This window comes from Nanhaiella sioensis, from assembly GCF_046557775.1.
GTDB lineage: Bacteria > Bacillota > Bacilli > Bacillales > SM2101 > Nanhaiella > Nanhaiella sioensis.
Map to the genome: position 1 here is coordinate 1,969,723 of NZ_JBKAEG010000001.1, position 26,511 is coordinate 1,996,233.

27 protein-coding genes are annotated in these 26,511 nt (G+C 35.2%); 11 read left to right on the forward strand and 16 right to left on the reverse strand.

The annotated features are described in order from the left end of the window. Positions 1-133 precede the first annotated feature (133 nt). Together V1503_RS09200 and V1503_RS09205 are read left to right on the forward strand one after the other, a co-directional pair. On the forward strand, positions 134-1,267 hold the full coding sequence (locus V1503_RS09200) for an MFS transporter (RefSeq protein WP_410626467.1): 1,134 nt from the start codon (positions 134-136) through the stop codon (positions 1,265-1,267). Positions 1,268-1,570: 303 nt separating this feature from the next. Next, on the forward strand, positions 1,571-2,374 hold the full coding sequence (locus V1503_RS09205; protein ID WP_410626469.1) for an EcsC family protein: 804 nt from the start codon (positions 1,571-1,573) through the stop codon (positions 2,372-2,374). A gap of 143 nt (positions 2,375-2,517) precedes the next feature. Here the strand turns inward: V1503_RS09205 and V1503_RS09210 are convergent, their stop codons facing one another. The 3 genes from V1503_RS09210 to V1503_RS09220 form a co-directional block, all read right to left on the reverse strand. After that, positions 2,518-2,820 carry an FtsW/RodA/SpoVE family cell cycle protein gene (locus tag V1503_RS09210; protein ID WP_410626471.1) on the reverse strand — a complete coding sequence of 101 codons (303 nt, stop codon included), beginning with the start codon at positions 2,818-2,820 and terminating at the stop codon, positions 2,518-2,520. A gap of 188 nt (positions 2,821-3,008) precedes the next feature. Further along, positions 3,009-3,479: a DinB family protein gene (locus tag V1503_RS09215; protein ID WP_410626473.1), complete on the reverse strand. Its 471-nt coding sequence runs from the start codon at positions 3,477-3,479 to the stop codon at positions 3,009-3,011. Between the two features lie 55 nt (positions 3,480-3,534). Further along, positions 3,535-4,176 carry a class I SAM-dependent methyltransferase gene (locus V1503_RS09220; RefSeq protein WP_410626475.1) on the reverse strand — a complete coding sequence of 214 codons (642 nt, stop codon included), beginning with the start codon at positions 4,174-4,176 and terminating at the stop codon, positions 3,535-3,537. Between the two features lie 520 nt (positions 4,177-4,696). Here V1503_RS09220 and V1503_RS09225 point away from each other — a divergent pair. After that, on the forward strand, positions 4,697-5,269 hold the full coding sequence (locus tag V1503_RS09225; protein ID WP_410626477.1) for a hypothetical protein: 573 nt from the start codon (positions 4,697-4,699) through the stop codon (positions 5,267-5,269). Between the two features lie 102 nt (positions 5,270-5,371). Next, positions 5,372-5,935, forward strand: a complete 564-nt coding sequence (locus V1503_RS09230; protein ID WP_410626479.1) for a hypothetical protein — start codon at positions 5,372-5,374, stop codon at positions 5,933-5,935. A 276-nt stretch (positions 5,936-6,211) separates the two neighbouring features. On the opposite strand, the gene V1503_RS09235 is transcribed toward V1503_RS09230, so the two are convergent. The 7 genes from V1503_RS09235 to V1503_RS09265 all read right to left on the reverse strand — a co-directional run bounded on the left by V1503_RS09235 (position 6,212) and on the right by V1503_RS09265 (position 11,991). Beyond that, positions 6,212-6,700, reverse strand: coding sequence for an SRPBCC family protein (locus V1503_RS09235; protein ID WP_410626481.1), 489 nt, complete (start codon positions 6,698-6,700; stop codon positions 6,212-6,214). Positions 6,701-6,920: 220 nt separating this feature from the next. Next, positions 6,921-7,283: a VOC family protein gene (locus V1503_RS09240; RefSeq protein WP_410626483.1), complete on the reverse strand. Its 363-nt coding sequence runs from the start codon at positions 7,281-7,283 to the stop codon at positions 6,921-6,923. Positions 7,284-7,488: 205 nt separating this feature from the next. Continuing rightward, the gene (locus V1503_RS09245) at positions 7,489-8,286 is read right to left on the reverse strand and encodes a helix-turn-helix domain-containing protein (RefSeq protein WP_410626485.1); all 798 of its coding nucleotides are present in this window, start codon (positions 8,284-8,286) and stop codon (positions 7,489-7,491) included. Between the two features lie 61 nt (positions 8,287-8,347). Then, a complete protein-coding gene (locus V1503_RS09250; RefSeq protein WP_410626487.1) occupies positions 8,348-9,106 on the reverse strand; it encodes a helix-turn-helix domain-containing protein in 759 nt (252 codons plus the stop codon). A gap of 23 nt (positions 9,107-9,129) precedes the next feature. Continuing rightward, complete coding sequence (locus V1503_RS09255) at positions 9,130-9,897, reverse strand: VOC family protein (RefSeq protein ID WP_410626489.1); 768 nt, start codon at positions 9,895-9,897, stop codon at positions 9,130-9,132. Between the two features lie 500 nt (positions 9,898-10,397). After that, positions 10,398-10,826 carry a YhfM domain-containing protein gene (locus V1503_RS09260; protein WP_410626491.1) on the reverse strand — a complete coding sequence of 143 codons (429 nt, stop codon included), beginning with the start codon at positions 10,824-10,826 and terminating at the stop codon, positions 10,398-10,400. A 121-nt stretch (positions 10,827-10,947) separates the two neighbouring features. Beyond that, complete coding sequence (locus tag V1503_RS09265; RefSeq protein ID WP_410626493.1) at positions 10,948-11,991, reverse strand: DUF1835 domain-containing protein; 1,044 nt, start codon at positions 11,989-11,991, stop codon at positions 10,948-10,950. A gap of 299 nt (positions 11,992-12,290) precedes the next feature. Here V1503_RS09265 and V1503_RS09270 point away from each other — a divergent pair, with 299 nt between their 5' ends. Together V1503_RS09270 and V1503_RS09275 are read left to right on the forward strand one after the other, a co-directional pair. Continuing rightward, positions 12,291-13,280, forward strand: a complete 990-nt coding sequence (locus V1503_RS09270; protein ID WP_410626495.1) for a helix-turn-helix transcriptional regulator — start codon at positions 12,291-12,293, stop codon at positions 13,278-13,280. Continuing rightward, complete coding sequence (locus tag V1503_RS09275) at positions 13,280-13,705, forward strand: VOC family protein (protein ID WP_410626497.1); 426 nt, start codon at positions 13,280-13,282, stop codon at positions 13,703-13,705. The genes V1503_RS09270 and V1503_RS09275 overlap by 1 nt, the downstream gene beginning before the upstream one ends. A 415-nt stretch (positions 13,706-14,120) precedes the next feature. On the opposite strand, the gene V1503_RS09280 is transcribed toward V1503_RS09275, so the two are convergent. Further along, positions 14,121-15,143, reverse strand: a complete 1,023-nt coding sequence (locus V1503_RS09280; protein ID WP_410626499.1) for a serine hydrolase domain-containing protein — start codon at positions 15,141-15,143, stop codon at positions 14,121-14,123. A 348-nt stretch (positions 15,144-15,491) separates the two neighbouring features. On the opposite strand from V1503_RS09280, the gene putP reads away from it, so the two are divergent. Then, on the forward strand, positions 15,492-16,940 hold the full coding sequence (gene putP / locus V1503_RS09285) for a sodium/proline symporter PutP (protein ID WP_410626501.1): 1,449 nt from the start codon (positions 15,492-15,494) through the stop codon (positions 16,938-16,940). 86 nt (positions 16,941-17,026) lie between these two features. Here the strand turns inward: putP and V1503_RS09290 are convergent, their stop codons facing one another. From V1503_RS09290 to V1503_RS09305, 4 genes are all read right to left on the reverse strand, one after another. Further along, a complete protein-coding gene (locus V1503_RS09290) occupies positions 17,027-17,380 on the reverse strand; it encodes a VOC family protein (protein ID WP_214483918.1) in 354 nt (117 codons plus the stop codon). A 551-nt stretch (positions 17,381-17,931) separates the two neighbouring features. Further along, the gene (locus V1503_RS09295) at positions 17,932-18,150 is read right to left on the reverse strand and encodes a hypothetical protein (protein WP_410626504.1); all 219 of its coding nucleotides are present in this window, start codon (positions 18,148-18,150) and stop codon (positions 17,932-17,934) included. 242 nt (positions 18,151-18,392) lie between these two features. Beyond that, positions 18,393-19,499: a flavin monoamine oxidase family protein gene (locus tag V1503_RS09300; protein WP_410626506.1), complete on the reverse strand. Its 1,107-nt coding sequence runs from the start codon at positions 19,497-19,499 to the stop codon at positions 18,393-18,395. A 475-nt stretch (positions 19,500-19,974) separates the two neighbouring features. Further along, positions 19,975-20,739: a polysaccharide deacetylase family protein gene (locus V1503_RS09305; RefSeq protein WP_410626508.1), complete on the reverse strand. Its 765-nt coding sequence runs from the start codon at positions 20,737-20,739 to the stop codon at positions 19,975-19,977. 450 nt (positions 20,740-21,189) lie between these two features. On the opposite strand from V1503_RS09305, the gene V1503_RS09310 reads away from it, so the two are divergent. Next, the gene (locus tag V1503_RS09310; protein WP_410626510.1) at positions 21,190-21,450 is read left to right on the forward strand and encodes a YesK family protein; all 261 of its coding nucleotides are present in this window, start codon (positions 21,190-21,192) and stop codon (positions 21,448-21,450) included. A gap of 342 nt (positions 21,451-21,792) precedes the next feature. On the opposite strand, the gene V1503_RS09315 is transcribed toward V1503_RS09310, so the two are convergent. Continuing rightward, positions 21,793-22,086, reverse strand: coding sequence for a hypothetical protein (locus V1503_RS09315; RefSeq protein ID WP_410626512.1), 294 nt, complete (start codon positions 22,084-22,086; stop codon positions 21,793-21,795). A gap of 618 nt (positions 22,087-22,704) precedes the next feature. Here V1503_RS09315 and V1503_RS09320 point away from each other — a divergent pair. From V1503_RS09320 to V1503_RS09330, 3 genes are read left to right on the forward strand one after another with little or no spacing between them, the layout of a single operon-like run. Next, complete coding sequence (locus tag V1503_RS09320) at positions 22,705-23,787, forward strand: hypothetical protein (RefSeq protein WP_410626514.1); 1,083 nt, start codon at positions 22,705-22,707, stop codon at positions 23,785-23,787. Continuing rightward, positions 23,774-25,942 carry a molybdopterin oxidoreductase family protein gene (locus V1503_RS09325; RefSeq protein ID WP_410626516.1) on the forward strand — a complete coding sequence of 723 codons (2,169 nt, stop codon included), beginning with the start codon at positions 23,774-23,776 and terminating at the stop codon, positions 25,940-25,942. Before V1503_RS09320 ends, V1503_RS09325 begins: the two co-directional genes overlap by 14 nt. Continuing rightward, positions 25,943-26,503, forward strand: coding sequence for a 4Fe-4S dicluster domain-containing protein (locus V1503_RS09330; RefSeq protein ID WP_320210679.1), 561 nt, complete (start codon positions 25,943-25,945; stop codon positions 26,501-26,503). The last annotated feature ends 8 nt before the right edge of the window (positions 26,504-26,511 follow it).

Here is a 26,511-nt window from a genome sequence, read left to right on the forward strand (position 1 = left end):
TGTAAACATCTCACTTTTTATTCACCTTTTTATATTTTACACTACTAATGCGTGTTTAAAAAAGAGGACAACAGCACTGCGTAAGAAAGGGGTCGAACCCCTCAACTACTATTAAACGATAAGGGGGATATGAATGGCTGTTCAAACCGCACAACAGCGGAGCGCACCATTTACATTATGGAGAAATAAAAATTTTCTACTTATTTGGTTTGGTTCAATGATTTCAAATTTCGGCATGCAAATGTATATTATTACAATCCCATTGCTCATTTATGATATAAGTCAATCAGCACTAGCGATGAGTACTATGCGTGCGATAGAGTTTTTCCCAAATATTTTTATTGGGATGATTGTGGGCGTGTTTGTAGATCGATTTAATCGCAAAAAAATGATGGCCTGGACGAGTTTTATACAAGTTGCATCAATCACTGGAATTATCTTACTACTCATGACCGATCAGTTGGCCATCTGGCATTTATACATACTAGGATTTATTCTTTCTTCGGCAGGATATACATTTGGAAATGCTAACCATTCAGTTTTACCACAAATTGTTACAAAGGAACAATTAACTTCTGCAAATGCACAAATGACTTTCGTTAATACTTTTATCCAAATGATCGGTCCTGGATTAGCAGGTGCTGCTCTACTAGTATTTTCTTACACCTCAACTTTGATGGTATACATGGTATGTTTATTCATACTATACATTTGTGTACAGTTCATCCGTTTGCCTGCAGATAACCACACTACAAAACCGCATAATTCAATGTTACGTGATATAAAAGAAGGTATTGATGAACTGTTCTTTAATAAGACGTTATTAACACCAACGATTACCATACTATTTGTAAATTTCGCAGCGAGTCTTATAACAGGGGTACTTATTTTTTATGTAAAATATCAACTAGGAGCTACATCTGCTCAAGTCGGGTTAATGTTTAGCATTTCTGCTATTGGAGGGTTACTAGGTGCTGCGATTATTAACCACATTCGTAAACAATTTGGAAGAGGAAACATTTTTACATTTTGTTTACTCATTGATGCATGTGCAATGGGGGCACTTATAGTTGCTCCAACATGGTGGGCAATTGGAATTTCACTAGCCATCCGCACGTTTGCAATTACAATGAGTAATATTGTATATTTTACAATCCGACAAGAATTTACACCTAATCACCTATTAGGTCGTGTTTCAGGAACGTCATCAATGCTTATGAAACTTACACTACCTCTTGGTTTATTCATTGCAGGTTTGTGGGCATAGTGGTTTTCAGTAAGAATTTTATTTGTTTTCTCAACACTAATTATCCTAATTATGTTTATAAGGCTTTATTTTCATTCTTTTCGAAAGCTAGTCTAAACAGCAGTGTATTGCACATAGACTTTGTATTTACAACTAGTTCTATCAGGTGGAATTTATATCTTCCACCTATTCCTCATATAGTCGCTCCAAAAGTGGAAATGTTTATGTTATCACTATATTCACAAAGATATTATTAATATTTGTGAAACCTTTATTATTTTAATACGTATTTCTACTACCACATTCTATGAAAGGGCGCTAATAATGAACGAAACGATAGAGCATTTAAAAAATGAGTTAAAGAATTGTCAGGATTGGGAAAAAGACCAGAGCGACTTATGGTTTTGGGAAAAGCTCGGACGGCTTCCTTTCAAACTGATTGACAGATTCACTCCAAAGTTCATACAAAACAAAGTTGGCGTAATCCTTGATGAACTAGGCACATACATCCAGTCAGGAGGCAGATATTTGAGCTCCATTTCTGCCGTGAAAAATTACTATCCAAATCAACAAATCAACACTTTAAAAGATGTAGATAATCTGCCAATTGCTAGCATGGATGAAGCTGCTGCCAAGCTATCTTTAAATCGCAAAAAAGTGGCCACCTTCCAAGGGGCAAGCACTGGAGTTGGAGGTATTTTCACTCTTACTATTGATATACCCATTTTACTCGGCATCCAACTGAAAACTCTTCAAGACATAGCTATTTGTTATGGATTTGACCCAACAGATAAAAATGAAAGAATTTTCATCGTGAAAGTATTACAATTCATTTCCTCTGATATTGTTGGTAAAAAGGCAATATTACAGCAGCTTACCATGTTCGAGTCCGATCAAAATGAGTCAAAAAGAGAGGTTGCAGCAGAGCTTCAAGGGTGGAGAGAGGTCGTATTTTCCTATCGGGATCAAATTGGCTGGAAAAAACTTTTTCAAATAATACCAATTGCTGGACTGTTAATTGGTGCATTTATTAACCGCTCTGCAGTAAATGATATAGCTGAGGCAGGAGTAATGATGTATAGAAAAAGGGCGATCCTTAAACGTTTACAATTAATTGAATCAGAATAACGGCCGGAGAGCGTAAAGTAGCTCAACGGCTTCCTTCTATATTAATAGTAATTTCGTATCATAATCACTGTTTCCTTAAACTTTTGAACAAATATTTTTTTACAATTAAAAATAAAAATTCCTTATTGATTGGTTTACTAAATTTACTTCAATGTCGCTGTTACAAAGATTAAATCTTTCCTTCGATACACACTCAGTACAATACCTACAACCGTTGTATTTAGTACAGTGGGCATTAAACCATAGCTTATAAATGGCAATGGGATACTAGTTAAAGGTAAAAAAACTAGCACCATAGAAATATTATAGACAGCTTGAACAGTAAAGATAGAAATGTCACCCACGACTAGCATTCTTCCAAATTTGTCCGATATTTTATCGTAAACAGCGACCATTCTTGAAATCAAGAACGAAAGTATAATCCTAGTATAATAGCAATTATCCACCCAAACTCCTATGCTACATCTAAAAAGGCAAAATCAGTGTGTGCAAACGGTACAAACTCTTTACCACTTTCATTTATCTGACCAAGCCAACCAGCATTTGACCAATACTCTCTAATGAACAAATAAAGTTTTCAAATAGTTTTTGGGACCGATAATAAAAAAAGCACACAAGGTGCCTAAAAAACAATTTATTCAAACAAATTAATATTTGGATCTTGTTTGTAATAATGAACTAATATCGCATGTAGTTGTCCTCTATGGTGATATAGGTGAGCGACAATTTCTAATAACCAATCAAAACGGGTATATGTAACTCCCCAGTATGAAGTAGTCATCTGCATTAATTCTTTCTCACTATAAAATGCGTACCTTTCTTGCAATAACTGAACGTTATTCATTAACTCCTGTTTAATTTCCTCTTTACTACTAATTACTTTTGATGAATAATAACTTTCCATTTCTTCTATCTTCTTTTCATCTGAAATATGTAAATCAGCCTCACAAATCATTGCGATATGTTTCAGTAGTTCACCGATTGAATGTTTATTTTCAGTAGGTCTTCTTGCTAAATTATTATCCTCTAGCTTGTCAATTATGTCACATATTGATTGAGCAAGAACATTTATTTGCCTAAAGGCACTTTCACAAAATAGATTCATAACCTCACCTCAACTGACTCCCTTAATTGAGTGTCTATATATTAGTAACTACGTGTTATTTTACTAGATAAGATATCCACCAAAAACATTGACCAATCGTTATGTCTAAATTTCTAGCATAAGGTGTAAAAATTTCACGCAATTCAGCTTCGTTATAATAATTCTTAATTACTTCATATTGTGAACCGTTTTCTAATGTTCTTAATTTATATGTATCTTTACTACCTGCTTTTTCAATTAAGGATCCACCAATCGATTCAATATACACATTATCTGCCATAAAAATTTGTGCCCCTGTACCAACTCGTGCATGAAGTTGCTTTAAGAATTTTTCAATCTGATTTTTAGGAATATGAGAGAACCAAAAGTTAGCAAAACTCGCATTAAAATTTCCTTGAACTTTATTCAACTCGTACGCATTTGCCTGCTGAAACAGAACTTTATTAGATGGTAGATTTTTTTCTACTGCTATCTCTAATACTTCATCGGAAAAGTCAATAGCAGTAATATGGGATGCATCATGAGCAACAAACTGCGTCCAATAACCCGTTCCACACGCAACTTCTAGCACATGTTTGTTTACAAATAGTGTACTCATCGATTCACGAATCGCCGCTTGCTCCTTCTGCCGTACTTCATCATTTCTATAATATACCCTTTCATACTCTTGAGCACGATTACTATAATATAAGTTCAATTGAATTCCCCCTTTACACAAATTGGTTTATTTTAACATAACAATAAGGTTATTTCAATACAGCTATCTCTTTAATTTTGATTTTATTTAAGTTCTTAACTTGCTGCTTTTTTCTCAAATTAGAACAGCTGCCCATTGTTTTGTTTTGGTTATTTTTATCTGAAAAATTTACAATAAAATGTTTTTGTATGAATGATCATTAATTATAAAAGTAGAAAAAATGCCATAAACGCTATGTTTATATGTGTTTATATATTAGATCGAAAGCAACAATCAATGTTTGTTTAAACGAAAAGATGCTATGGAATATTATTGTATACGGATAATGTCACTCAGCACAGACTATTGGTGAATATACTATTGCTCTTTTATTTTGTTAAAAATATTGTAATTTTTTTAATATTATGTAACTTTTTCTATTTAGTTCCGTAAAAATAATCAGCAATACATAATATTTATAATCATATGGTTGTTTAATAACCTATATTTCAACGTAATTACTACAAATTGGAGGGATAGTATGTTTTCGGAAAGGCACAATTTGATGTTTGCAATAGGGTTGATGTTCACTTTATCTAGTATAATCGCTCCTGTTTATCTTTATTTTTTCCAAAGGTTATTTGGTGTTGCTGACAATTTAAACTATTCTTGGTATTTTACTCCTCTTACTTCAGGGTACATCATGCTAGTCATAGGATTTGTACTGATTGGAGTGGGGCTACTCATTTATGTCTTTTTAGTAAGTAAATTAGTCAATAAGATAGTTGCAAGAACAGTACTAGTTATCTTTACTACTGCCTCAATCATTTTAATGTACTTTAGTTTGCATAGTTACTTATATATGACGACTGATGGGGTATTATTAAATGATAAATTTTCATTAAAAGAAGAGTTATATAGATGGGAGGATATTGAAGCTGCTTCTTTTATTGGCATTGGTAATGGTCATAAGGTTATTAAGCTTACATACACGAACGGAGTAGAGCTTGAGCTTCAGGATACAGTTTACAAAAATAATATGAAGATTATTAATGAAATTTTAAAGAAACATGAAGTAGCAATCGGAGTCAGTAATGAAAATGATAGTAAATAGTTCGTCCTTGCTTTCTACTTTTCTCATTATGAATTTCACTACTATATTGCAAAAATAGTAGAAAAATGGTAAATTTTTTATAGCTTTGAAAAGGGGGATAATATGTATTCATCTAAACACACTATACTATTTTCAATAGGAGTCATTTTATTATTATCTTGCTGGCTAGCTCCTTTTTTCATTATTCGGATTTTTCAATCATTGTTTGTTGAAGGTTTGGAATATTCATGGTATTTTGCGCCGAACCTATCAGCATACTTTCTAACCGGAATAGCTTTAGGCCTTATAGGGCTAGCCTTGATGCTTTATGTTTTTTTATCAAGTAAAAAGGTGAAGAAGCTTATTACAAACAGTATGATGCTGATTGTAACTGTTATATCTGCAATCTTGATCTTCTTTGGTATGAATGATTATCTTTATATGACAAATGATGGTATCGTAGTCAATCAAACCACCTCTACAAAAGAGAAACTATACAAATGGGAAGATGTTGAAACTGCTAATTTAATTTTGAAAGAAAATGGAAAAAGAGTGATAGAATTTAAATATAGCAATGGTGATGTAAATGAATTCCGTGATAGGGTTTATATCCACAACGGTCAAATGATCAACCATATATTAAGAGGTAACGGTGTTGTAGTAGAGTTCATTAACAATAGCAAATAATGTTGGGACATTTAAGGTGCTGTCTCATAAGCCAAATAGCTTATGAGGCAACGCTCTTACAGGTACATTATGAATTACTCTATACAATGTCATCACCTAATCTTAATTTCGTTCGTAAATCTCTAACGTAGTAAAGAAAATTAATGCCGAAGTTAAATCCCCTTCTATCTAATCATTCGCTATAATATTCCAAATTGCATCTTTTCTTATATTATGTAACATTCAAATGATTATAAAAGAAGACTAGCAAGATCATACTTTACTATTTATATACGCTTATTCTGGCTGACAACAAAGTTCGCCTTCACCCTTCTCTAATGCAGATTTCAGACTTACGAGTGCCCCATGCCATGCCACCTCATGCCATTTAAATGCTTCTTCCCAAGCTGCTCCGAATCCCCATCCAAAATGCTCAAGTGTAACCTTAGTTTTTTCTTCCTCTTCTTCAAAAAGAACATTTACAAGTGTAAGATCATCTTGGTTGTTCATAATGGAAGCAAACTGATCAGGACCTTTCCAAGTGAATTCTAATTGCTTTGTTGGAACAAACCTTTTTATTCTGCAACCTTTCGTATTCATACCTTCAACATTTTCAGGGTCAAAATATAACTCAAATGCCCCACCTTCCTTAGGTTCAACAACGGTTATTGGTGCAAACCATTTAGAAACTCTATCGGAATTCGTCCATGCATGCCACACAAGATTTAATGAAGCATTAATAAGAACATCCTTTTTCAAGATACTTTTTCCTGTAGATGTTTTCAACAAAACCCTCTCCTTATAAATATGGAATTTATTTTATTGATTGCGAGAATTTCATGTAATACTATACCCTCAAGCACCATTGAATTTAGTTTAGCCTGTCTTCGCATAGATTGTTGTTTTTCTAATCATAACGTACACTTGCTTCAGGAAAATAAAAAGGTTGAATTGTGAAGCTCATGGAAAACAAAATTCCTTGACCTTTCTGAATGCACAAATATAATCAATTAAAGTTTGAAAACTCAACAAGTTCAATTTGATTTCCTGCTGGATCCTCTATGACAAGGTAACGACCCGGCGGGCATGGTTTAGGTTCACTGAATAGGAGCCTTACCCCTTTGGACTTTAACTCCGTCAAATCGTTATCAAGATCCTCTGATATAATACCAAATAGCACATTTTGGTTTGATGCGGTATTTTTCATCCCTGTTTCCTCTAGAACAATCGGTACTTCATCTTGTACTAAACTAACTATTTTGTCACCATAATGCTCAGACACTTTAAAGTCCAACATCTTTGTATAAAAGTGAATTGCTTCTTGCATATTGTCTACTTTAACCGTAATGACACATACTTTATTTAACATAACATGACCTCCTTATTGTTCACATCCTTATTTTAACAATAATACAGAGCTAAAATTTCTCCTAGTTTGCTTTTTATTGTAACTACAGACAAGGTATTCTTTATCTTGTGCAGTAGAGGGTGATGGAGTATGCCCCCCTCATCATAAGTAGATAAAGTCTATGAATAAACGTGTTGATATGCACATCCTTTTCAAGTGATTACAGTCATTTTTTCCGCACCTTTTGTACCTGTTCTAATAATAATTGTGGTAAGTTGATTAAGATCGGTGGATCGAACGGCAAAGGGCTCCTTAACTTAATGTGTATCTCCTTATCTGTAGTACCTGTAACGTGAATCGGATCATCGTACATCCCACGGAAAGAATGTTCTAGCAAGAAATAATCTTTAGGATTCATACTTAGCGGTATACCTGCAGCAAGAGCATAATAGGTCCCAGTAGGGATTTGAGAAAATATACAACTCGATTGTTTTTGGGTAAATGCAGTTCCAATAGCTGGTCTTTCATCAGGGATCGGTCGAGGAAATAAGCCAACAAATATGAATCCTTTAAATTGCGCTGGTGCTTCTATATGACACGTTAGAACTGGTGGATGAAAGTATTGAATAACTGAATTTTCTCCTTCTGTGTATTGATTAACAAAATGATATAAGTCGTTTGTAGTTACCTGAAACTGCTTCGGTGGTAAACCTACAAATTGTTTGAATTTTGCACTAAAGCTTCCTAGGCTGCTAAAACCTATGGACATCATCGTCTTGATAATAGATGGAGAGGAATGTCTGACAAGCATTTGCTTACCCGCCTCAATGCGTAGCGCAGACAAATAATGACGAGGTGATATTCCTGTCACTTCTTTAAAAAACCTTGAAAAATGGAAAGAGCTATAGCCTACAAGTGACGCTAATTCTTCAGTCGTAATCTCTTTATCTAAGTTTTTTTTCATATATTCTACCGCTTGGACAACAGCTTTGACATGATCACCATTTCTTGTCAAGTTGTTCACCTGCTTTAAAAAATCTATTTTTCTTTTTTTAGTATGAGTTTTCTACATCACATCATTTCTTCTAGTTGACAGAATGCATTACAGGTATCATTAACTGAAAATATGTTGCATCCTCACTTTCGTAACGCTCCATTTTTTGACCCTTAGGAATAAACCCATACTGCTGGATAACTTTCATATAATGAAAACAAATATACTCATTATGAATAGGATACTTGATCGTAGTGAAAAGCGTAGGTGGATAAGATTCGAAATTAATTCCTTCTTCGCTTACTTCATTATAATAACTCTTAATTTGGAAGCCAATTTCTCCTGTCATTTGAGTGTTATTTGTTTCATGTGTTCTTATGTAAATTTCAGGCATAATCGTCAAGCCAAGTTGTAGAGCTTTATGTCGATCAGACTCAATAAATGCGTGAAATGGGTTCATTTTGCGTTCAACAGTATGTGTAAACCATATAAAATCTCTAGGTTCATTCCATTTAACTAAGTAAATGCCTTCATTTTCGGGATGAAAGCCTCCTAAATACTTTTGTGCAATATGTAATGCAGAAAGCTTTGATTCGATATTTTCTCTCCAACCCCTAACAAGCTTTGATTTCGTTTCATGATCAGCTGTTAAGTATAGTTGGATATCAGTGATAGAAACATCTGCCTGTCGAAGTGAATGTATAAACTGAGCTTGCTTAATTTGATTTTCCGTATACATACGGTATCCGTTAGCTAATCTTTCTTCAGGGACAAGAACTTGTTTCCGATCATAAAAACGTAAAGTACTAGATGGTATACCTGTTTTTTGTGCAAAATCGTTTATCTTCATCTATATTCACATCCCAATTAAAGTTAGCTCATCTGATACGTCCACAGATTTATGCGGTTACCATCTGGATCATACACATGAAAACCAGCCCACATATTTGGATCCCCAGCAATTTGGGACGTTATTACTCCTCTTTCTTTAAACAATTCATACGTGTTGAAGAACATGTTCTTTTGTTTTAAATCAAAATAAACTCTTACAGATGGGTTAGAATGTTCAAAATCACTGTCTATCATTTCTTCTAATAATATTGGTATTCGTTCTCTCTTCTCATTCCATGATGAAGTAAAAGCGTGCATAAGGACCCCTCGAGTATCTGGAAAGCTAGTTATTATTTCCATTCCAAAATTATCTATATACCAGTTTGCTGATAACTCAAGATTAGAAACTCCTATAATAGTAGATATTGCAGTTCCAAATTTAATTAACCTAGCATGAGGATACTCTCCTTCAAGCTCGGGGTTATGTATAGCTGTTAATCTCGCGCCATTAAAAGCGCTTATATCAAATGTTTTTATCCCAATAGCGAATTTCATTACACCAGAAACAACAATGTTGTTTGTTTGAAAATAATCCAGCGTCTTATTAATATCTTCAACATCGAATGTTAGCCGAGCATGACCTTCATTTTGAGCATCCTTTTGAAAATGCTCTGTATTTGATTCAAACGATTTCAATGTAATTTGTTCAAAATGATCACGAATAGGAAGACGAAAGAATGCTTTTTTTCCTACATGAGTTTGGAATTGGTCGATACATTCCCCCCCCCATATACTGCGTATACCATTCAACGCCCTCTTCAAATTTATCAGAATCGACCATAATGAAACCACCGTCCCAACCAATAGATGAACATAACATATTGAGCACCTCTTTCAAAAAAGACATTTTCATAAGAGAAAGAATGGGTAGATTATAGGTTTTTCGTACATAGCTATTAGCAATACATCTAGTGCTCGTGGCATACTTTTAAAATTATTGAGTTCACAAAATAACTATTCATATTGTCCATTTTTAGTAAAAGTAGCAACCATAGTTTACGAAATAAGCCTATTCCACATACAATATTAGAAATTTTTATCTCTTATTGAAATATATCATAAAGGTTGAAGTTGGTTTAAGGTCAATGTACTTTATAAACGATCTTGTAGAAGAGATACTATCTCTCTAACAGGTTGGCAAATCATCTCTCAATTTTGTGCGAGTCCAAGTAATGAAGTCTCCATCATAAATTTTCTACTTTTTTTCAATAAGTCCTTCTTTTATAGATAAAGGTAAGATATCAAAAATTCTACTTAATATATTCGTTTAGCTCTTCTATAGCATGGAGAGGTAATGTATACAATGTATGTGTGTCTGCTCGATTCATAATAGATCCACTATCTGAATCTAGCCATAAAAAATATTGCTCAGTCGATTCATCTTCAAAATTTAATGAAACCACATAGTCAGAATGACTAACATTAACTATACCAGGCATTCTATTTGCACCTTTAATTGCTGCCACAAATGTTTGAATAGCAATGATATTTTCTGATGTGTAATAAATTTGTGGTTTGTTCACATTGTTCGTAATGGTGACTAATACACTTGAAATCGTTCTGCCATCTAATGTTACAATCGAAGCGTTGGGTTGTTCGTTTCTTTGTGATTCGCTACAACCTATTAAAGCAAAGGTGAATATCAAAACAGAAAACAACGTATATCTATGAAAGGTCATTTCATTGCCTCCTATCTTTTATTTTTTATAGACGATATTCATCATCAAACGTTACAAATTAAAGTTAACTAGAAAAAATCCAATTCCGCTCGAAGGAATTGGATTTTTTATTAACAGTCCTTTAAGAAATTTCACGTAATTTCACACTATAAAACCTCATTGCTTTAGGTACACCTTGAATCTCAAACACACCATTCATGATTAAATGTCTCACTCGATATTCAAAGAACAAATCACCGTGGTATTGCTCTAAATGACCCATTACATGACCTATCACTCGTGCACACTTCAAGAAATTAGTATGTTGTTGTTTTTGATGTAATTCTTTTGCGGTATTAATAATATATTCATCATAATAATCTTCATTAACACTAAGTATTTTGCCTTGTTCCCATATTCTTAGTACTTCTTGAGTCGTTGATAAACCTACCCATTCTTCTACGAGCTGTATTCGTTCTTCTTTAGAAATAGGCTGAAGCTCATTATTCTTCTCATAAATATCTAACAATTTATCAGCATCAAGTTCTCCTGTATGCAATGGCTTATAATTAATTTCATGATTTTTATATAAGTCTATATAAGATAAGGAAGAATTTATACAAAATATAGGGTTACGCTTATCTTTTAACAAGTGCAAAACAAATCTTAATCCAGTTTGTTCATGAGCATTTTCTCCAGCCCAAATAACGATAGGAATATGTATAGGAATTGCATTCAACTCGCGTATTGTATCTTTAAAGCGTATAATATCTTTCTCTATTTCCCCATCTTCTAATATTAAATGATTTTCTAACCAGTGATATCTATTGCCTACACCGCTAGAATCCCCTAAATCCGTTAATGGACCTACAGAGAAAGTGTCTCGGAAAGAGATAATCTTCTCAGTATGATGTTTGTCTAAATTTTTCAACCCATTTTTAAGACTACCTCCAGCAGAGACACCAAAGACGATATGTACTTTTTCAAACTCTTTATAATCTATAGATTGTTCTCTTTTTATTCGAATAAAGTCATCAATAGTCTGTTGAAGATATTTTATGAGATGCTGTGCCTCTTCATTGCTTGGTTCTTTTTCCAATTCAATTCTACGCAACATTAAATACAAAAATGATTTTGCTTCATTTTCTGGTAGGTTTTCTATCATGTTTTTTAGCTCTAACATCATTTCATCGCCCCTTAAGTAAAGCTATTCTATGTAAGAAGAATATCTCCTTTCAAAGTTACACAAACATTTTGGTAGAATTTTGTAGATTGTCCGATATCTATTAGATTTTGACCTAATAATATACGAATTTGACCTGTATATATTCAAAACTGACCCAATTAATGCGAAAGTTGACCTATAAAACCTTATATTTGACCCATAAAAAATCTCTTTCAAGTTTTTTATAATTGGTGACAAACATAGTGTCACTAATTCATTGTTATAATGTCTTTAGATACTTGTTAAGGAGGTGACACCATGTGAAAAGGGCTGACAGGCTGATGGCAATACTCATTGCATTACAGCATAAATCAGAAACTGCACAATCTTTAGCAGATAAATTTGAAGTATCAAAAAGAACCATCTTACGAGACATGCAAGCATTATCCGAAATCGGCATCCCTCTATATTCTATGACTGGTCCTAGTGGAGGTTTTCATTTAATGGATGGCTATCAGCTACCACCACTACAATTTGATGTAAAAGAAGGGTTAGCTATACTATTCGCTCTTCGTGCAATGACCAAAATACAAGACACTCCTTTTAATCAAGAACGATGGACAGCACTGGATAAAATTAAAGCAATCATACCTGATGAAACATTGGAACAAATAGACCCGATTCTTAATCATGTCGAATTAGAAGTTCCTAATAGAAATTATAAAACCCCTTTGTTAATGTCATTGCTAGAATATACGGTAAACTCACAGTGGTTGAACATAAAATATAGATCCAAAAATCATCACCGCTGGGTCGAAATCCTCCCTAAAAGAGTATACACTGCTCACGGATTTTGGTATTGCGAAGCCTACTCTCATTTGCATCAAGAAGATCGCATTTTTAGAGTTGATCGCATGGACAACATTGAAGTCATTGAATCAACAGATAACATGACACCTAGTCAAAAACCTAGTGGAAAGGACACAACAAGACCTGCCCCTCCTATACGAGTTATTGCAAAGTTAACTTATCAAGGTGCATTACAATTGGAGCAAGACCCTCATATCGGACATCTAGTAAAAAACATCACAGACAACGAATGGGAAATTGATTACATGTGCCCAGCAACAGAGTGGAATTATACTGTGAACTACTTTTTCTCTCTCGGATTAAATGCTCATGTGATAGAACCTGAAGCTATGCGAAATGAAATTTTCCAGCTTGGACAGAACATGTGTCATCGTTATTCAGCTAAAAAGAATCCCATTGAGAATGATACATCAGAAATTAATTTAAAGGAGCAAATCTAATGAAACTAAAAAAATTTACAACAAACTTTATTGTAAAAAATATTAACCAATCCATAATATTCTATCGAGATGTTTTAGGTTTTCAGATCGAGATGATCGTAGATCGTAATCAAAATACCGACAATCAAATAAATGAAGATAAAGACTATGTTTTTTCCATTATGAGCAAGGATCAAATACAGCTTATGTTTCAAACACCAGAAAGTATGGCAGAAGATGTGCCTGCATTTAAAGACATAACATTTGGGACATCTGCCTGCTTTTATTTAGAAATAGAGGGAGTGAAAGAATTCTACGAAGAAATCAAAACAAAAGTTGAAGTTGTAAAAGACTTATACACAACTTGGTACGGTATGGAAGAATTCCATATCAAAGACTGTAACGGGAATTTAATAGGATTTGGAGAAAGAAGTGAAAACGCATAGTTAAAGGATTACCATGTGGAGAGCCTACCCCACATGGTTTTTTATAAGACTCTTTTCGTAAACTATGTTGTTTTTTCACTTATATTTGTGACTGATAAAAAGATGCAGAACGTGTTTAGCACTTATGTCGAAAAGCTTATAAACCTTTAAAAAGCTTTTCGAACTACATTTGTTGCACTTTCATTCAATAAGTTCTGTCAGAGAAAATTAGTACAAAAACAACACCTACTGCGTAAACAGTCTTACAAAATATAAGTTATTGATCGAATTTCCCTCTAAGCTATCCTGCTATCAAACATTCAACTAAACCGTTTCTCTCTTTTAATCTTTCATTGTTTCCACCATATCGATACCTCACCCTCTTTCATCATGCCCAAGTACTCCTTGCCATTATTGCTTCACAACAATAGCTTTACTAGCCTTCACCTAAGCACTTCATTACTGTATCACCGAAAGACCTAATATCCGCTAAGTAGTCGTTCCCAGGGGATGAACCAAAACTATTAAACATACGGACTGCTACAGTATCATATTTAGGAATAACCAACACGGCAACATTTGTGTATCCTAAAATCTGATACGACCCTTGTGGAACAAGTGCTCCAATCTCTGTCTTTTTTGCGGGCAAATCTTTAACAAACCATAAAAAGCCGTTCTGCGGAAGGTCATCATGTATTAATTTTGGACTTTGAAGGGATGTAGCTAACCTCAAAAGCTCTTTATCAATTAGCTGTTTCCCATTTATTTCACCTTGCTTTAAATGAATATACCCCCAATATGCAAGCTCTCTCGTAGATACATACATATTCATTTTGTCGCCGTCTTCACTTTTGTGAGATGACCAATGTCTGTCACTATCTCTAATTACTTCTACTAACTTGTCATTATATTCTCCATACCACCCTGTTTCATTTAGTTCTAAAGGACGGAACACTTGTTCATTAAGAATTTGAGCAACTGTTTTTCCTGTAGTATTTTTGACAATTTGCGTTAATAAATTTACCCCTATATTTCGATAAGCCCAATTTTCACCCGGTAGAAATTCTCTAACGATCGTCCCGTTAACAGTTTCCATTAAACCATGTGTATGTGTAAGCAAATGTCTTATCAAAGTGTGCTGTAATGACTTTGAAGTCTTCATTGGAAGGTACTTTGTCACTTCATCATCTATTGATTTTATGAACCCGTGATAGACTGCATACGCGACAGCAAAACCAATATAGCATTTTCGCACAGATGCGACATGAAATTGAGAATCTTCTTGAATTAGTCTTGCAGTCGGAGCTTTTGAATGCTTACCCCAATATTTTTCTAAAACCATTTTATTCTTGTGAATAACCATCACACTTGAACCTGTACAATTTACATTATTGGAGGAATTTCTCACATGAGTGAGCAAAGAGTTGAACTGGTTAGTGATTTTTTTATCAATGTTCATACTTGATTCCCTGCTTTCAATAAAATATCCCTTTATTACACCAGTATTATATGTTGGTGTAAATATCCAAAAATTACGATAAACGCTTTTATATGTCGATAAGACGCTATTTAGATGATATATAATCATTATTAATACCAGATACTTACTATTTCGTTAATATACTCCTAATATTGTTCAAGCTTATTGAAAGCGCATTCAATACCGTGGTAGCATAATTTTACATAGCACATAAGGAGGGTAATCAATGGCAAGCTTATCAATTACATCCTATCTATTACTATTTAGTATGCCTTTGTTAATCGCATTATCTTTTTTGACTTATCTACTTGAAAGGAGAAATTCATAATGCATGAAGCAACTCTTATTACTTTCATTGTATATCTCATTTTAATGCTCGTTATCGGTTTTATCTCCTACCGTTTAACAAAAAACTTATCAGATTATGTATTAGGTGGGAGAAATTTAGGTCCAGGAGTAACGGCACTTAGCGCTGGGGCTTCTGATATGAGTAGCTGGTTGTTATTAGGTTTACCTGGATCAGCCTACATTTCAGGTATGAATGCGCTATGGATTACAGTAGGATTAGCCATCGGTGCCTATTTAAATTGGCAATTCGTGGCACGGCGACTTAGAGCCTATACTGAAATATCCAACAACTCAATTACGATTCCAGATTTCTTAGAAAACCGCTTCAAAGATCGATCAAAGATTTTACGCATCACGTCTGCTGTTGTCATCCTCATATTTTTCACCTTATACATATCTTCAGGAATGGTTGGCGGAGCCATTTTGTTTGAAAACTCATTCGGTTTATCTTATAGCTCTGCTTTATGGATTGGTGCACTCGTCATTGTTTCATATACATTTTTAGGTGGTTTTCTTGCTGTTAGTTGGACAGATTTTGTGCAAGGTATTTTAATGTTTCTTGCTTTGGTTATTGTCCCTATAGTGGCCATCACCGAAATGGGGGGGATCGGTGAAACGATAGACCGAGTAGCATCGATTGATCCAACATATTTAGATGCTGCTGCCAATACAACCTTTATTGGAGTTGTTTCCTTATTAGCTTGGGGACTTGGGTATTTCGGACAGCCACATATTTTAGCAAGATTTATGGCTATAAAGTCAGTAAAAGATATTCCCACAGCTAGGTTAATAGGGATGACTTGGATGATACTAGCTGCGTTAGGTGCAGTTTTTACCGGCTTTGTCGGAATTGCCTATTTTGCAGATGTGTCTTTAGCAAATCCCGAAATTGTATTTATCGAATTTACGCAAGTATTATTTGATCCTTGGGTTTCTGGGTTTTTATTAGCTGCAATATTAGCTGCAATTATGAGTACAATTGACTCTCAGTTACTCGTATCATCAAGCGCAGTCGTTGAAGACTTTTATAAATCGTTGTACAAAAAGCAAGCTGGCGATCGTGAGTTAGTGTGGATTAGTCGATTATCTGTTGTAATCATCGCTATTATTGCCATCCTTCTAGCCTCAAATCCTGAGAGCTCAGTACTAGAGCTAGTAAGCTACGCTTGGGCAGGCTTTGGTGCTGCATTCGGTCCAGTAATCCTCTTTTCGCTATTTTGGAAGCGGATGAATGGAAGTGGAGCAGTTGCTGGGTTGTTTGTAGGGGCACTGACTGTTATGCTTTGGAAAAATGCTGAAGGTGGCCTGTTTGATCTTTACGAAATTGTACCAGGATTTATTTTTGCGTCATTAGCCATTGTGATCGTAAGTTTAGTAGGAGAAAAGCCCTCTAAAGAAATTGAAAACGAATTTGAACAAGTAAAATGAATTATCGTATAAAATATTAAAAAACTACTCTCATATCCTAAGGGAGTAGTTTTTCATTTAACCTCTAGAGAAATATTTTCATAAAATTAACACTTACAAATCATTAAGTGATTTCCGTCAGGATCTTTGAAATTAAAATAATGATTATGTTCAATTTCAGAAGTTAACTGAACCCCTTTTTGTTTCATATATGTATAAGCTGCCTCAATATCTTCAGTATTAAAATGGAATAAAGGCGTTGTAAAAATATTATCCTCTGAAAATATTTTACTGTCTAATACAATACCTGAACCTTTCATAGGTATTACATATATATGGCCAAATTGTACTTCTCCGTCTACAGTTAAACCTAAAATGTCACAATACCAATCACGTGCATTTTCTATATTACTTACTGGTATAAAAACGGTCCCAATTTCATTTAAAACAGGAATACTCATAACCATACCTCCTACTTTTTTAAAAGACTCATTTTTTAAACGTAGTTGCTATTGTTCCTAAATCAAAAGAAATAAGATAGACTTTATAGCTTTGATTTTACAGTACCACGAAAAATATCAATTAATGCGAAAATAACGCTTAATCACCCTCTAGGTTAAGATACCATAAATACAATTATTTCAAATAATAAGAATTTTTACAATATATTTTTTAGTATTAAACAAATACTATCAACAATGACTACGAATAATATTATAGTAATTTATACTTACTTTAACTACTTGTTCCTTCTACGTAATTTTTATTGTTGCGAAGCCCTCTACCAGTAGAATAAGAACAACGATCATGCGAGAACAGCCTGTTTTAAAAGAGAAAATGGCTCTTATAATCAAATTACAGTAATAAAGAAAAGTGGGTGATGAAAGGCTAGATTTTTAGAAGAGAAGCCGTCAAACGTTTTGGTAAGCTTGGAAAGAGGGATTTGTTGTTTCTTATGTCAATATTTTTATTAAAATTATAAGAATGATACATGAAAAATTGTAACATGAGATTAAGTTCTTAAAACCAGCGTATGAAAACGAAACCTGATCATTTTAAAGAAATGAACAAGCCGGAATACTTTTTTCGATTCTTCAAGATCAGCTAATGTCTCAACAATCAAGTCTTCAATCTCATCTACTGTTTTGTTTGTATAATCAATCCCTAAATCCTGTGCATATCTACGAAATGGGTCTGATGGCGATACCATATATTGTTTGGCAGTTTCCATGACTTATTCCTCCTTGTAAATTTGGGATTAGCTTGATTTGCTACATATTATTATTGCTCTATGATTCTAATCATTTGCTTTACTTACTACATATTGTACAAGCTAAATCTTAAATCTAAAGTATAATAAAAATGAAGAATTTCTTAAGAACCATCATCATTATTTTAAAATCTTTAATACAAAAAGCACAGATCATGGCTTACTGTGCTATGTTGAAATGAGAAAGTATAGATTATAGAGGGTTATAAGGGAGCTTTGTATATTTCATTAATTTCAGACACCACACGCTCAGCTGATCGTAGGGCGCCTTCAAGATGTCCCCCAAACTCTGAATCAGTTTCTGTACCAGCAAAAAATAACTTCTTTTCCCACGCACGAATTCCTGTCGGAGGACCATACCTTGGAAAATCGCAAAGTGAAGTGATGTCCTCTGCTACCGCCGTCTCATTATCAGTTGACCAATCCTTATATAGCAAATCTACTGGCTTATTCGCTGATGCTCCAAATAGCCGAGTCAACTGCTCCACGACTAGTTTGAATACCTTTTCCTCCCCTAGTCCTTGGCGCATTTTCGCAGGGATCCTAAAAAAACCAAAGAGTGCCCCTGAACCCGATTGAGGTGACGCATCATGTATTTCCTGCAAGGGACCAATCCAGCTCGTAACTTGACCAGAAAGTCCATGTTCTCTCCAAAAAGGTCGGTCATAAACCGCAATCACCTTTGCCTGTCCTCCCATCCACGTAGGCTTATTAAGGAGGTTTCCCATAAGTTCAGGTGAAAGAGAAGGTGAAAAATCAATATGATTTGCTACAAGTCTTGGGGGCAATGCAAGAATGACAGCTCTTGGGCGAAAATATATCTTTTTGTTTCCTACGAGCGCTTCAACAGTAATTTTTTCTTCATCTTCCCGTCGAATTGTCGTTACACGCGTGTTCATCTCGATTGTCCCTGGAGGTAGCGTAGCTGCCACGGCATCAATGAGAGATTGTACTCCACCTTTGAAGCGGGTCGACCTCTCAACAGCCCCTTCAGGTAACAAATATCTCTGTGCTGGTTCATTCTTAAACCTTTCCAAAAGATTATCTCCTTTGATGTGCTGATGAAATGTATGTAATCCAAGCTCTTTAACAAGCCTAGTTATAACCTGCTCATAGTGCGGCCAGAACCATGTCGGCCCCAAATCAAACTTATCAAGACCCCGACTACCTAAACCCAAACTACTTAAAACTCTACCTCCAATTCTCCCTCTACTTTCCAAAACCCTACAATTGATACCTTGCTCAATTAATAAAGACGCAGCACGTAGACCGCTTAAGCCAGCACCCACAATTATGATAGGATCGTTCATCTTCTTTTACCTCCATTCCTAAACTTTTCACAGGAAATAATATTAAAAGCCCTAGAATTATATGTTGAACCATCGTGCCCAAAAAACCTTAATTACCAACAAGATCAGGCTAACCGTCTCATACGTTTCTTGGTTTTCGTACTATGAAATAAATATACCTCAGTACTCGTTGTACCTTTCTTCTGTAACACTATGAAAACCGTAAAAGCTCTTTTAAGCTAATTTTAGTAAACACAGCAACTATGTGTACTAGAAAAGAGTTATTTGTATAATTTCATTCACAAACATGTAATCTATAGCTTTCATTCAAATGAAGCTTTATTTACTATTAATATATTTTATCTACTAATAGGTAAATTTTCAACAGAAATGATTACAGCCATCAACCAACCCTAAGCTAAACGTTTAGAATTCATTTGAATATTTAGTTTAGCGTACGCTCAGCAAAAAGTATAACAACATGGCTGATTCCATATCACCAAGTGAATGGTGGTATGGAATCATCAATGGAGCGTATATCATATCCTTGATCAAGCAGATAAACAATTACTGCTTCTATATGTTCACTTGTAGCTTTTGTATCATGAAATAAAATAACGGGTTGTTCATTCTTTAGCTCAAGTTTCTTGACATCATTAATAACGTTTTCAACCATTCTTTCATCTTGGGTAACCCAATCTTCGCTATCTATATTCCAATCCCATATTTGATAGCCGATATCTTGAATCGTTTCCTTCCACCCTTCCTCAAAAAAAGGTTTACTTCCATATGGCGTACGAATTAATGTAGTATCAATACCGGTTATTGTTTGGAGGGTTATTCGTTCTTTCTCCATTTCATTAATAACATTTTCCAATGATGCATATACATGACGAGCATCATGGGTCACACCATGAAGGCCGATACTGTGACCTTTCTTTATTACTTCTTTAACAATGTTTGGATATTGTCTCATATAGCCATCGAGCATAAAGAAGGTTACTTTTACATTATATTTATCAAAAAGATCTAAAAACTGCTCAGTATATTCCGAAGGGCCATCATCTATAGTTATATACGCCACCTTACTTTTCGATGTAGTTTCCTCTGTATCATCATGCTCAGCTTTTACAGGATTAACCGCATAGAATAAACAAGAAAGTAGAATGAAAAGAATCATGAAAACCCTGAAAAATATAACGACGATGTTTAACGTAAAAAATGGTTTAATACAAAGCTTCTTTGTATAATGTTGATTCACTATCCTTCTCCTCCCTTGTTATTATCTATATTCTTCCACAATTAACAGACCAATTATCCTCGTACAAAAAATATATTTTCAACTATATAAACAATCTTTTTGTAACTATTTTTACTAAGACCACTTTGTTGCTATTTTTTAAATAATGGACAGTATGAAGAGTATTTATGAAACTTCAATTATTGTATATTAGTAGAAAAGATGCGATGAACGCTAGGGTGATATGTTCTTAAATCTTAGAATGAAAAGTAACAATTAATTCGAAAACAGCTACAGTAATTTAAAGACACTTATCGGTATTCTTTCTGTTAATAAAATTAGCAACGATCTGCATAAGAATAGTAATAGATGCTCACTTCATCATTCATTTTCTGGTGATGTAGCGAAATTGCAAGACTGATGGGTAAGGAAGCTAAACACGTTCCTATAAAAAGGAAAGCAGGTGAATTTGTGCAAATCTTTTTTTATTCTTTTGTTGCAGTTATGATTACCGTTGGATTTTCTTCTACCATGCTTAGCAAGCGGAAGCCAACATTGTACTGGTTACCAGGAACAGTTTTATCCGTTATTACTTTGGCATTCGCGATAATTAGTTTTTTTACTCTTAATGGCTGGGATGCTATGGGCTTGTTCTTTATGTTTATTAGTGTGTTTTTTGGCTCCGTAATAGGAACATTCATTGCAAAGTTTAAGAAAGCGACGATACATTAACAAACAGTAGCTAACTATACGCATTTTAATTTCTCATCATAGCTGTTTTTGTAAGGTTGCTGTCTATCATACAAGAAATATTCCCTCTATATATACAAACAATCTAGCACTGAAATCTAGTCTAGCTGTTCTAATGAAGCATAAGTTGCAACTAAAGATATTAATGAAGAACCTTCAATAGAAGGTTCTCAATTTTAGCGGGGTTAAACCGTCCCTCATCATACTAGCAAAATTAACCGGCCCATACTTACATTTAAGATATTTTTCACACTATAAATTCATAAACATCAAAAAAACAGCAGCTTCCTAAGCTACTGCATCTAATCGTTTATACATCTCATTTCATTTAAATATTTTTAATATCCCGAACATGAAAGTAATAGCTAATCCAATAATGGAGATGAATCTGAGGAAATAGAGCTCAAACATAAAACTAATTATTGCAATAGGTAGTCCAATCATAATCATAAGAGATACAAATTTCCTATAGCGAATCACTTCTTCTGAAAGCTCTGGTTCTTCCTTGTACATCCATCTATTTCCAAATAACATACTTTCCTCAGGAGAAATATAAGTCCAAATTAGCAAAGCATATATAGGAATCATAAAAATTACTGTTAAAATCGCTGTAATCATACAGTCTCCTCCATGAGTATTACACTTTAGTTTGTATTAGATACTGTAGCCCCCCACCTGAAGGACCTCATATAATTGCACCATACTTAAGTAAATAAGCTGTTTTTGCATTGATTGTTCCTTGTCGTTCTAAGATATAAGTACTTATACTTCTAGATTTCGTACTTTTTTACTTTTATAATCATTGAGATCTCTTAAAACTCATCACACTGTCCATTTTTATTATAAAATCCTTTAAAAAGTAATACGTTTTCTTGCTACAAAGGTTTCACCGATTTTGCTATTTTACTGAAAGGTCTTATTTATATGAAGAAATATAACAAAACAATTGGAACAATGGCATGATTAATAGTCCGAAAAATAACAATCCAAATGCAAACCGCAAAAGTAAATCTCCATAGGGTGATGGCATTTTTACAATGTCATTACTTGTACACTCCCCTAACCTCCTTCTCTTTACTATCCTTTTGGCAAACGATTCGTTTTGCTTAACAGATACTTATTTAGAAAAATAGGGGAATTTCCCTCTTCGAATAGAGAAGTTCCCCGATATGTAATCTCCTTTCCCTCATTTACAATTGAATTATGGTAATTGTTCGTGAATAAGGAGGAGTTTACATGCAAGCAAAAGCTGCAGTCAATCAAAAAACAGGAAGCCATCTAAACAATGCGTTTGCATCGAACTTTGCTAAGTCAATGTTCTTATCAGTAACAGCACTTGCAATTTTATCTTTCATAGGGACTAGGATGTTTACACATATAGATTTGAACCTCTATGGATATATGGTTGGAACAATCGTCTTTCTAGGAGGCTTCTTCTATCGATTTATTGCTTGGGGAGAACGTCCACCAACAAAGATCATTTTGAAAAAAGGGCTGAAATTGTTATTTAGAAAGTCTACACCAAAAACTTCCGTTGATCATCTTGCAACATACAATTTCATCTGGAATAGGGGAATTTACCGATGGACTCAACATGTGTTAATTGGATGGGGATGTATTCTATCTTGCCTCGTCACCTTTCCTCTCGTTTTTGGATGGATGTATTTTACGATGGATGACAATGGCTTCTATAACATTATTGCGTTCGGCATAAAAGTAATGACTGTCCCTGCTGAGGGCATCATCGCAAACCTTTCTTACAATGCACTAAACATCACTGCGGTTATGGTCATTACGGGCGTATGTATGGCATTGTACCGTCGCCTAAAAAATATGCAAGCAAGAGCAGAGCAGAAATTCCTTTATGACTTCATGCCTCTATACATGCTACTTCTTGTGAGCATAACAGGCTTATCTCTAACGTTTATGAACATCTTTTTAGACGGTGCTGGACAGCCAGCAATGTCATTAATTCATCAGTGGTCAGTCATTATTACGTTAATCTATCTACCATTCGGTAAGCTAGCACACATTCCTTTCCGTCCAATGAGTGTTCTCGCAAGAAACTATAGAGAGCATTATGCTGAGCAATCGATGAAAGAATGTAAAGTTTGTGGAGATCAATTTGTGTCATCAGAACAATCGCAAGATGTCGTCGATGTGCTTAACGTGAATGATATTCAATTCACAACGAAGGAAGGTCATCATCTAGCAGAATTGTGTCTTCCATGCAGAAGAAAGTATCGGATTTCACAATTTTCAGGGTTCCCTACCCATGAAGTGAAGGTCAAGGAGGCAAACCAGAATGCAAAGGGATAAGTTTTATAAGGAAGTTGAGAATGTATACCATCCAAATGAAACATTAGTCAAAACACATTGCAGTTATTGTGGTATGCAATGCGGGATGAATCTACGTGTTAATACCCAAACAAATAAAATAATTGGGGTTGAACCTCGTTATGATTGGCCAGTTACGGTCGGAAAAATGTGCCCAAAAGGTGTAACAGCCTATCAGCAAACAAATCATAAAGACCGCTTGTTAAAGCCGTTGATCCGTGATAATGCTGCACTCAAAGGTACTACGGAAGGTTTTCGCGAAGCTAGCTGGGATGAAGCGTATGAGCTGATTTCAAAGAAATTCATAGAGCTTCAAAAAGAGTATGGTAAAGATACTTTATCGGTATTCAGTGGCGTGTCCATGACAAATGAAAAGTGTTATTTAACAGGGAAATTCGCTCGGGTAGCTCTCGGAACGCGCTATATCGATTATAACGGTCGCTTTTGTATGTCAAGTGCAGCTGGAGGGTTCCTCCGTACATTTGGTGTTGATAGAGGCTCTACGCTTCCATGGACAGATATCCATGAAACAGACTGCTTATTTATCGCTGGAAGCAATACTGCTGAATGTCACCCAACATCTATGTTTAGGATTTGGAACGTGCAAGAAAGAGGCGGCTATATCATTGTAGTTGACCCGCGTGAAACACCGATTGCAAGAAGAGCTGACCTTCACCTAGATCTACAGCCTGGTACTGACCTGGCACTTGCTAATGGCATTGTAAATCAGCTAATCCAATTGGGCTATATAGATGAAGATTTTATCAATAACCATACAAATGGCTTTAAAGAAACGAAGGAACTTGTGAAAGATTACACACCAGAATACACGAGCATGCTGACAGGTGTAGCACCTGAAAAAATCATTCGTGCAGCAGAGCTGTACGGTAAGGCACCAAATGCAGTTGTTATGTTTGCCCGTGGAGTGGAACAGCAACACAAAGGGGTAGATAATGTTTCTGGTTATACAAATATGGCGCTTGTTACAGGGAAAATTGGCCGTCCGAAGTCAGGTGTCGCAACTTTTACAGGGCAAGGGAACGGTCAAGGTGGCAGGGAGCATGGACAGAAATCAGATTTGCTTCCAGGATACCGTAAGATTACTAACCCTGAACATGTGAAAGAAATATGCAAGGTTTGGAATATTACACCTGATGAAATGCCACAAGCTGGTGTATCAGCTTATGAAATGTTCGAGCTGATGGAGGAGAAAACGATTCGAGGTTTGTACCTCCTCTGCTCTAATCCGGCAGTTTCTGCACCAAATCTAAATTATGTTCGCAAAACATTAAAGAATTTAGACTTTATGGTTTGTGCGGATTTCTATCTATCAGAATCAGCACAATTTGCCGATGTCGTTCTTCCTGCAGTCACTTGGTCAGAGGATGAAGGAACAGTTACTAATATTGAAGGGCGTATTATCAAGATTAATAAAGCTCAGGAGCCTGTAGGAGAATCGAAGCCTGATTGGCAAATACAAGTTGAACTTGCTGAACGCCTAGGACGTGGTAAATATTTCTCTCATTTGACAACAGCTAAAGCTATTGCAGATGAGTTCAGATTGGCAACAAAAGGTGGTAATGCAGACTACTATGGTGCAACATGGGACAAAATCGATAAGCAGGATGGAGTGTTTTGGCCTTGTAAGGATGAGCATGATGAGGGTACTCCACATATGTTTTTAGATAAGAAATTCTATCATCCAGATGGAAAAGCAAAGATATGTGCACTTCCTTATCGTCCTCCTGCAGAGGAGCCATGTGATAAATATCCTCTTCGTTTAACAACTGGACGAGTTGTCTATCACTATCTATCAGGAAACCAAACAAGGAGAATATCGTTCCTGCATGACATGTGCCCAGAGCCATTTGTGGAGATTCATCCGGAAACAGCAGCTAAATACAATATGGACCATGAGGAACAAGTCCGCTTGTTTACTAGAAGAGGCGAAGCAATTTATAAAGTTAAAATAACAGAAGCGATTCGAAAGGATACCGTTTTTGTTCCGTATCACTTTGGTAACGAGGATTCTATTAACCTATTAACAATTGCAGCACTAGATCCTATGTCCCGTATGCCAGAATTTAAGGCGTGTGCTGCACAATTGGAAAAAGTCGAAATAAAGAAGGTGCAATAAATGAAAAAGAGGCTGTACTTAGAACTTGAAAACTGTATAGGGTGCCGTTCATGCCTCGCTGCATGTACGCAATGTGGTGGGCATGAAGAACGTAACAGGAACTACGTTTATGATGTTAACCCTCTTGTTAACCGGCAGACGATGCCTCTTATGTGTCTACACTGCGAAAATCCAGCATGTGCAAGAAGCTGTCCAGCCCAGGCTATCCAAATACATGAAACAGGGGCAGTATTATCAGCACTTGTTGAGAAATGCATCGGCTGTCAAAACTGTACAATCGCATGTCCTTATGGCATACCGAAATTTGATACAGAACAGAACTTAATGTATAAATGCGATTTATGTATAGATCGGACAAAAGACGGCATTCCACCTATGTGTGCTAGCGTATGCCCTTCCAACACACTTCAATGGCTGACAGAAGAAGAAATTGCAAACAAAAAGAAGCAGTTTAACCTAGATAACGACAAATGGGTTACAAGCATGCCATACCTAGAAGGTGAAACAAACGTGAAAGTAAATCTTCCTGGGATCTTGCAAGGCATTACAAAGTTATATTAGGAGGGATG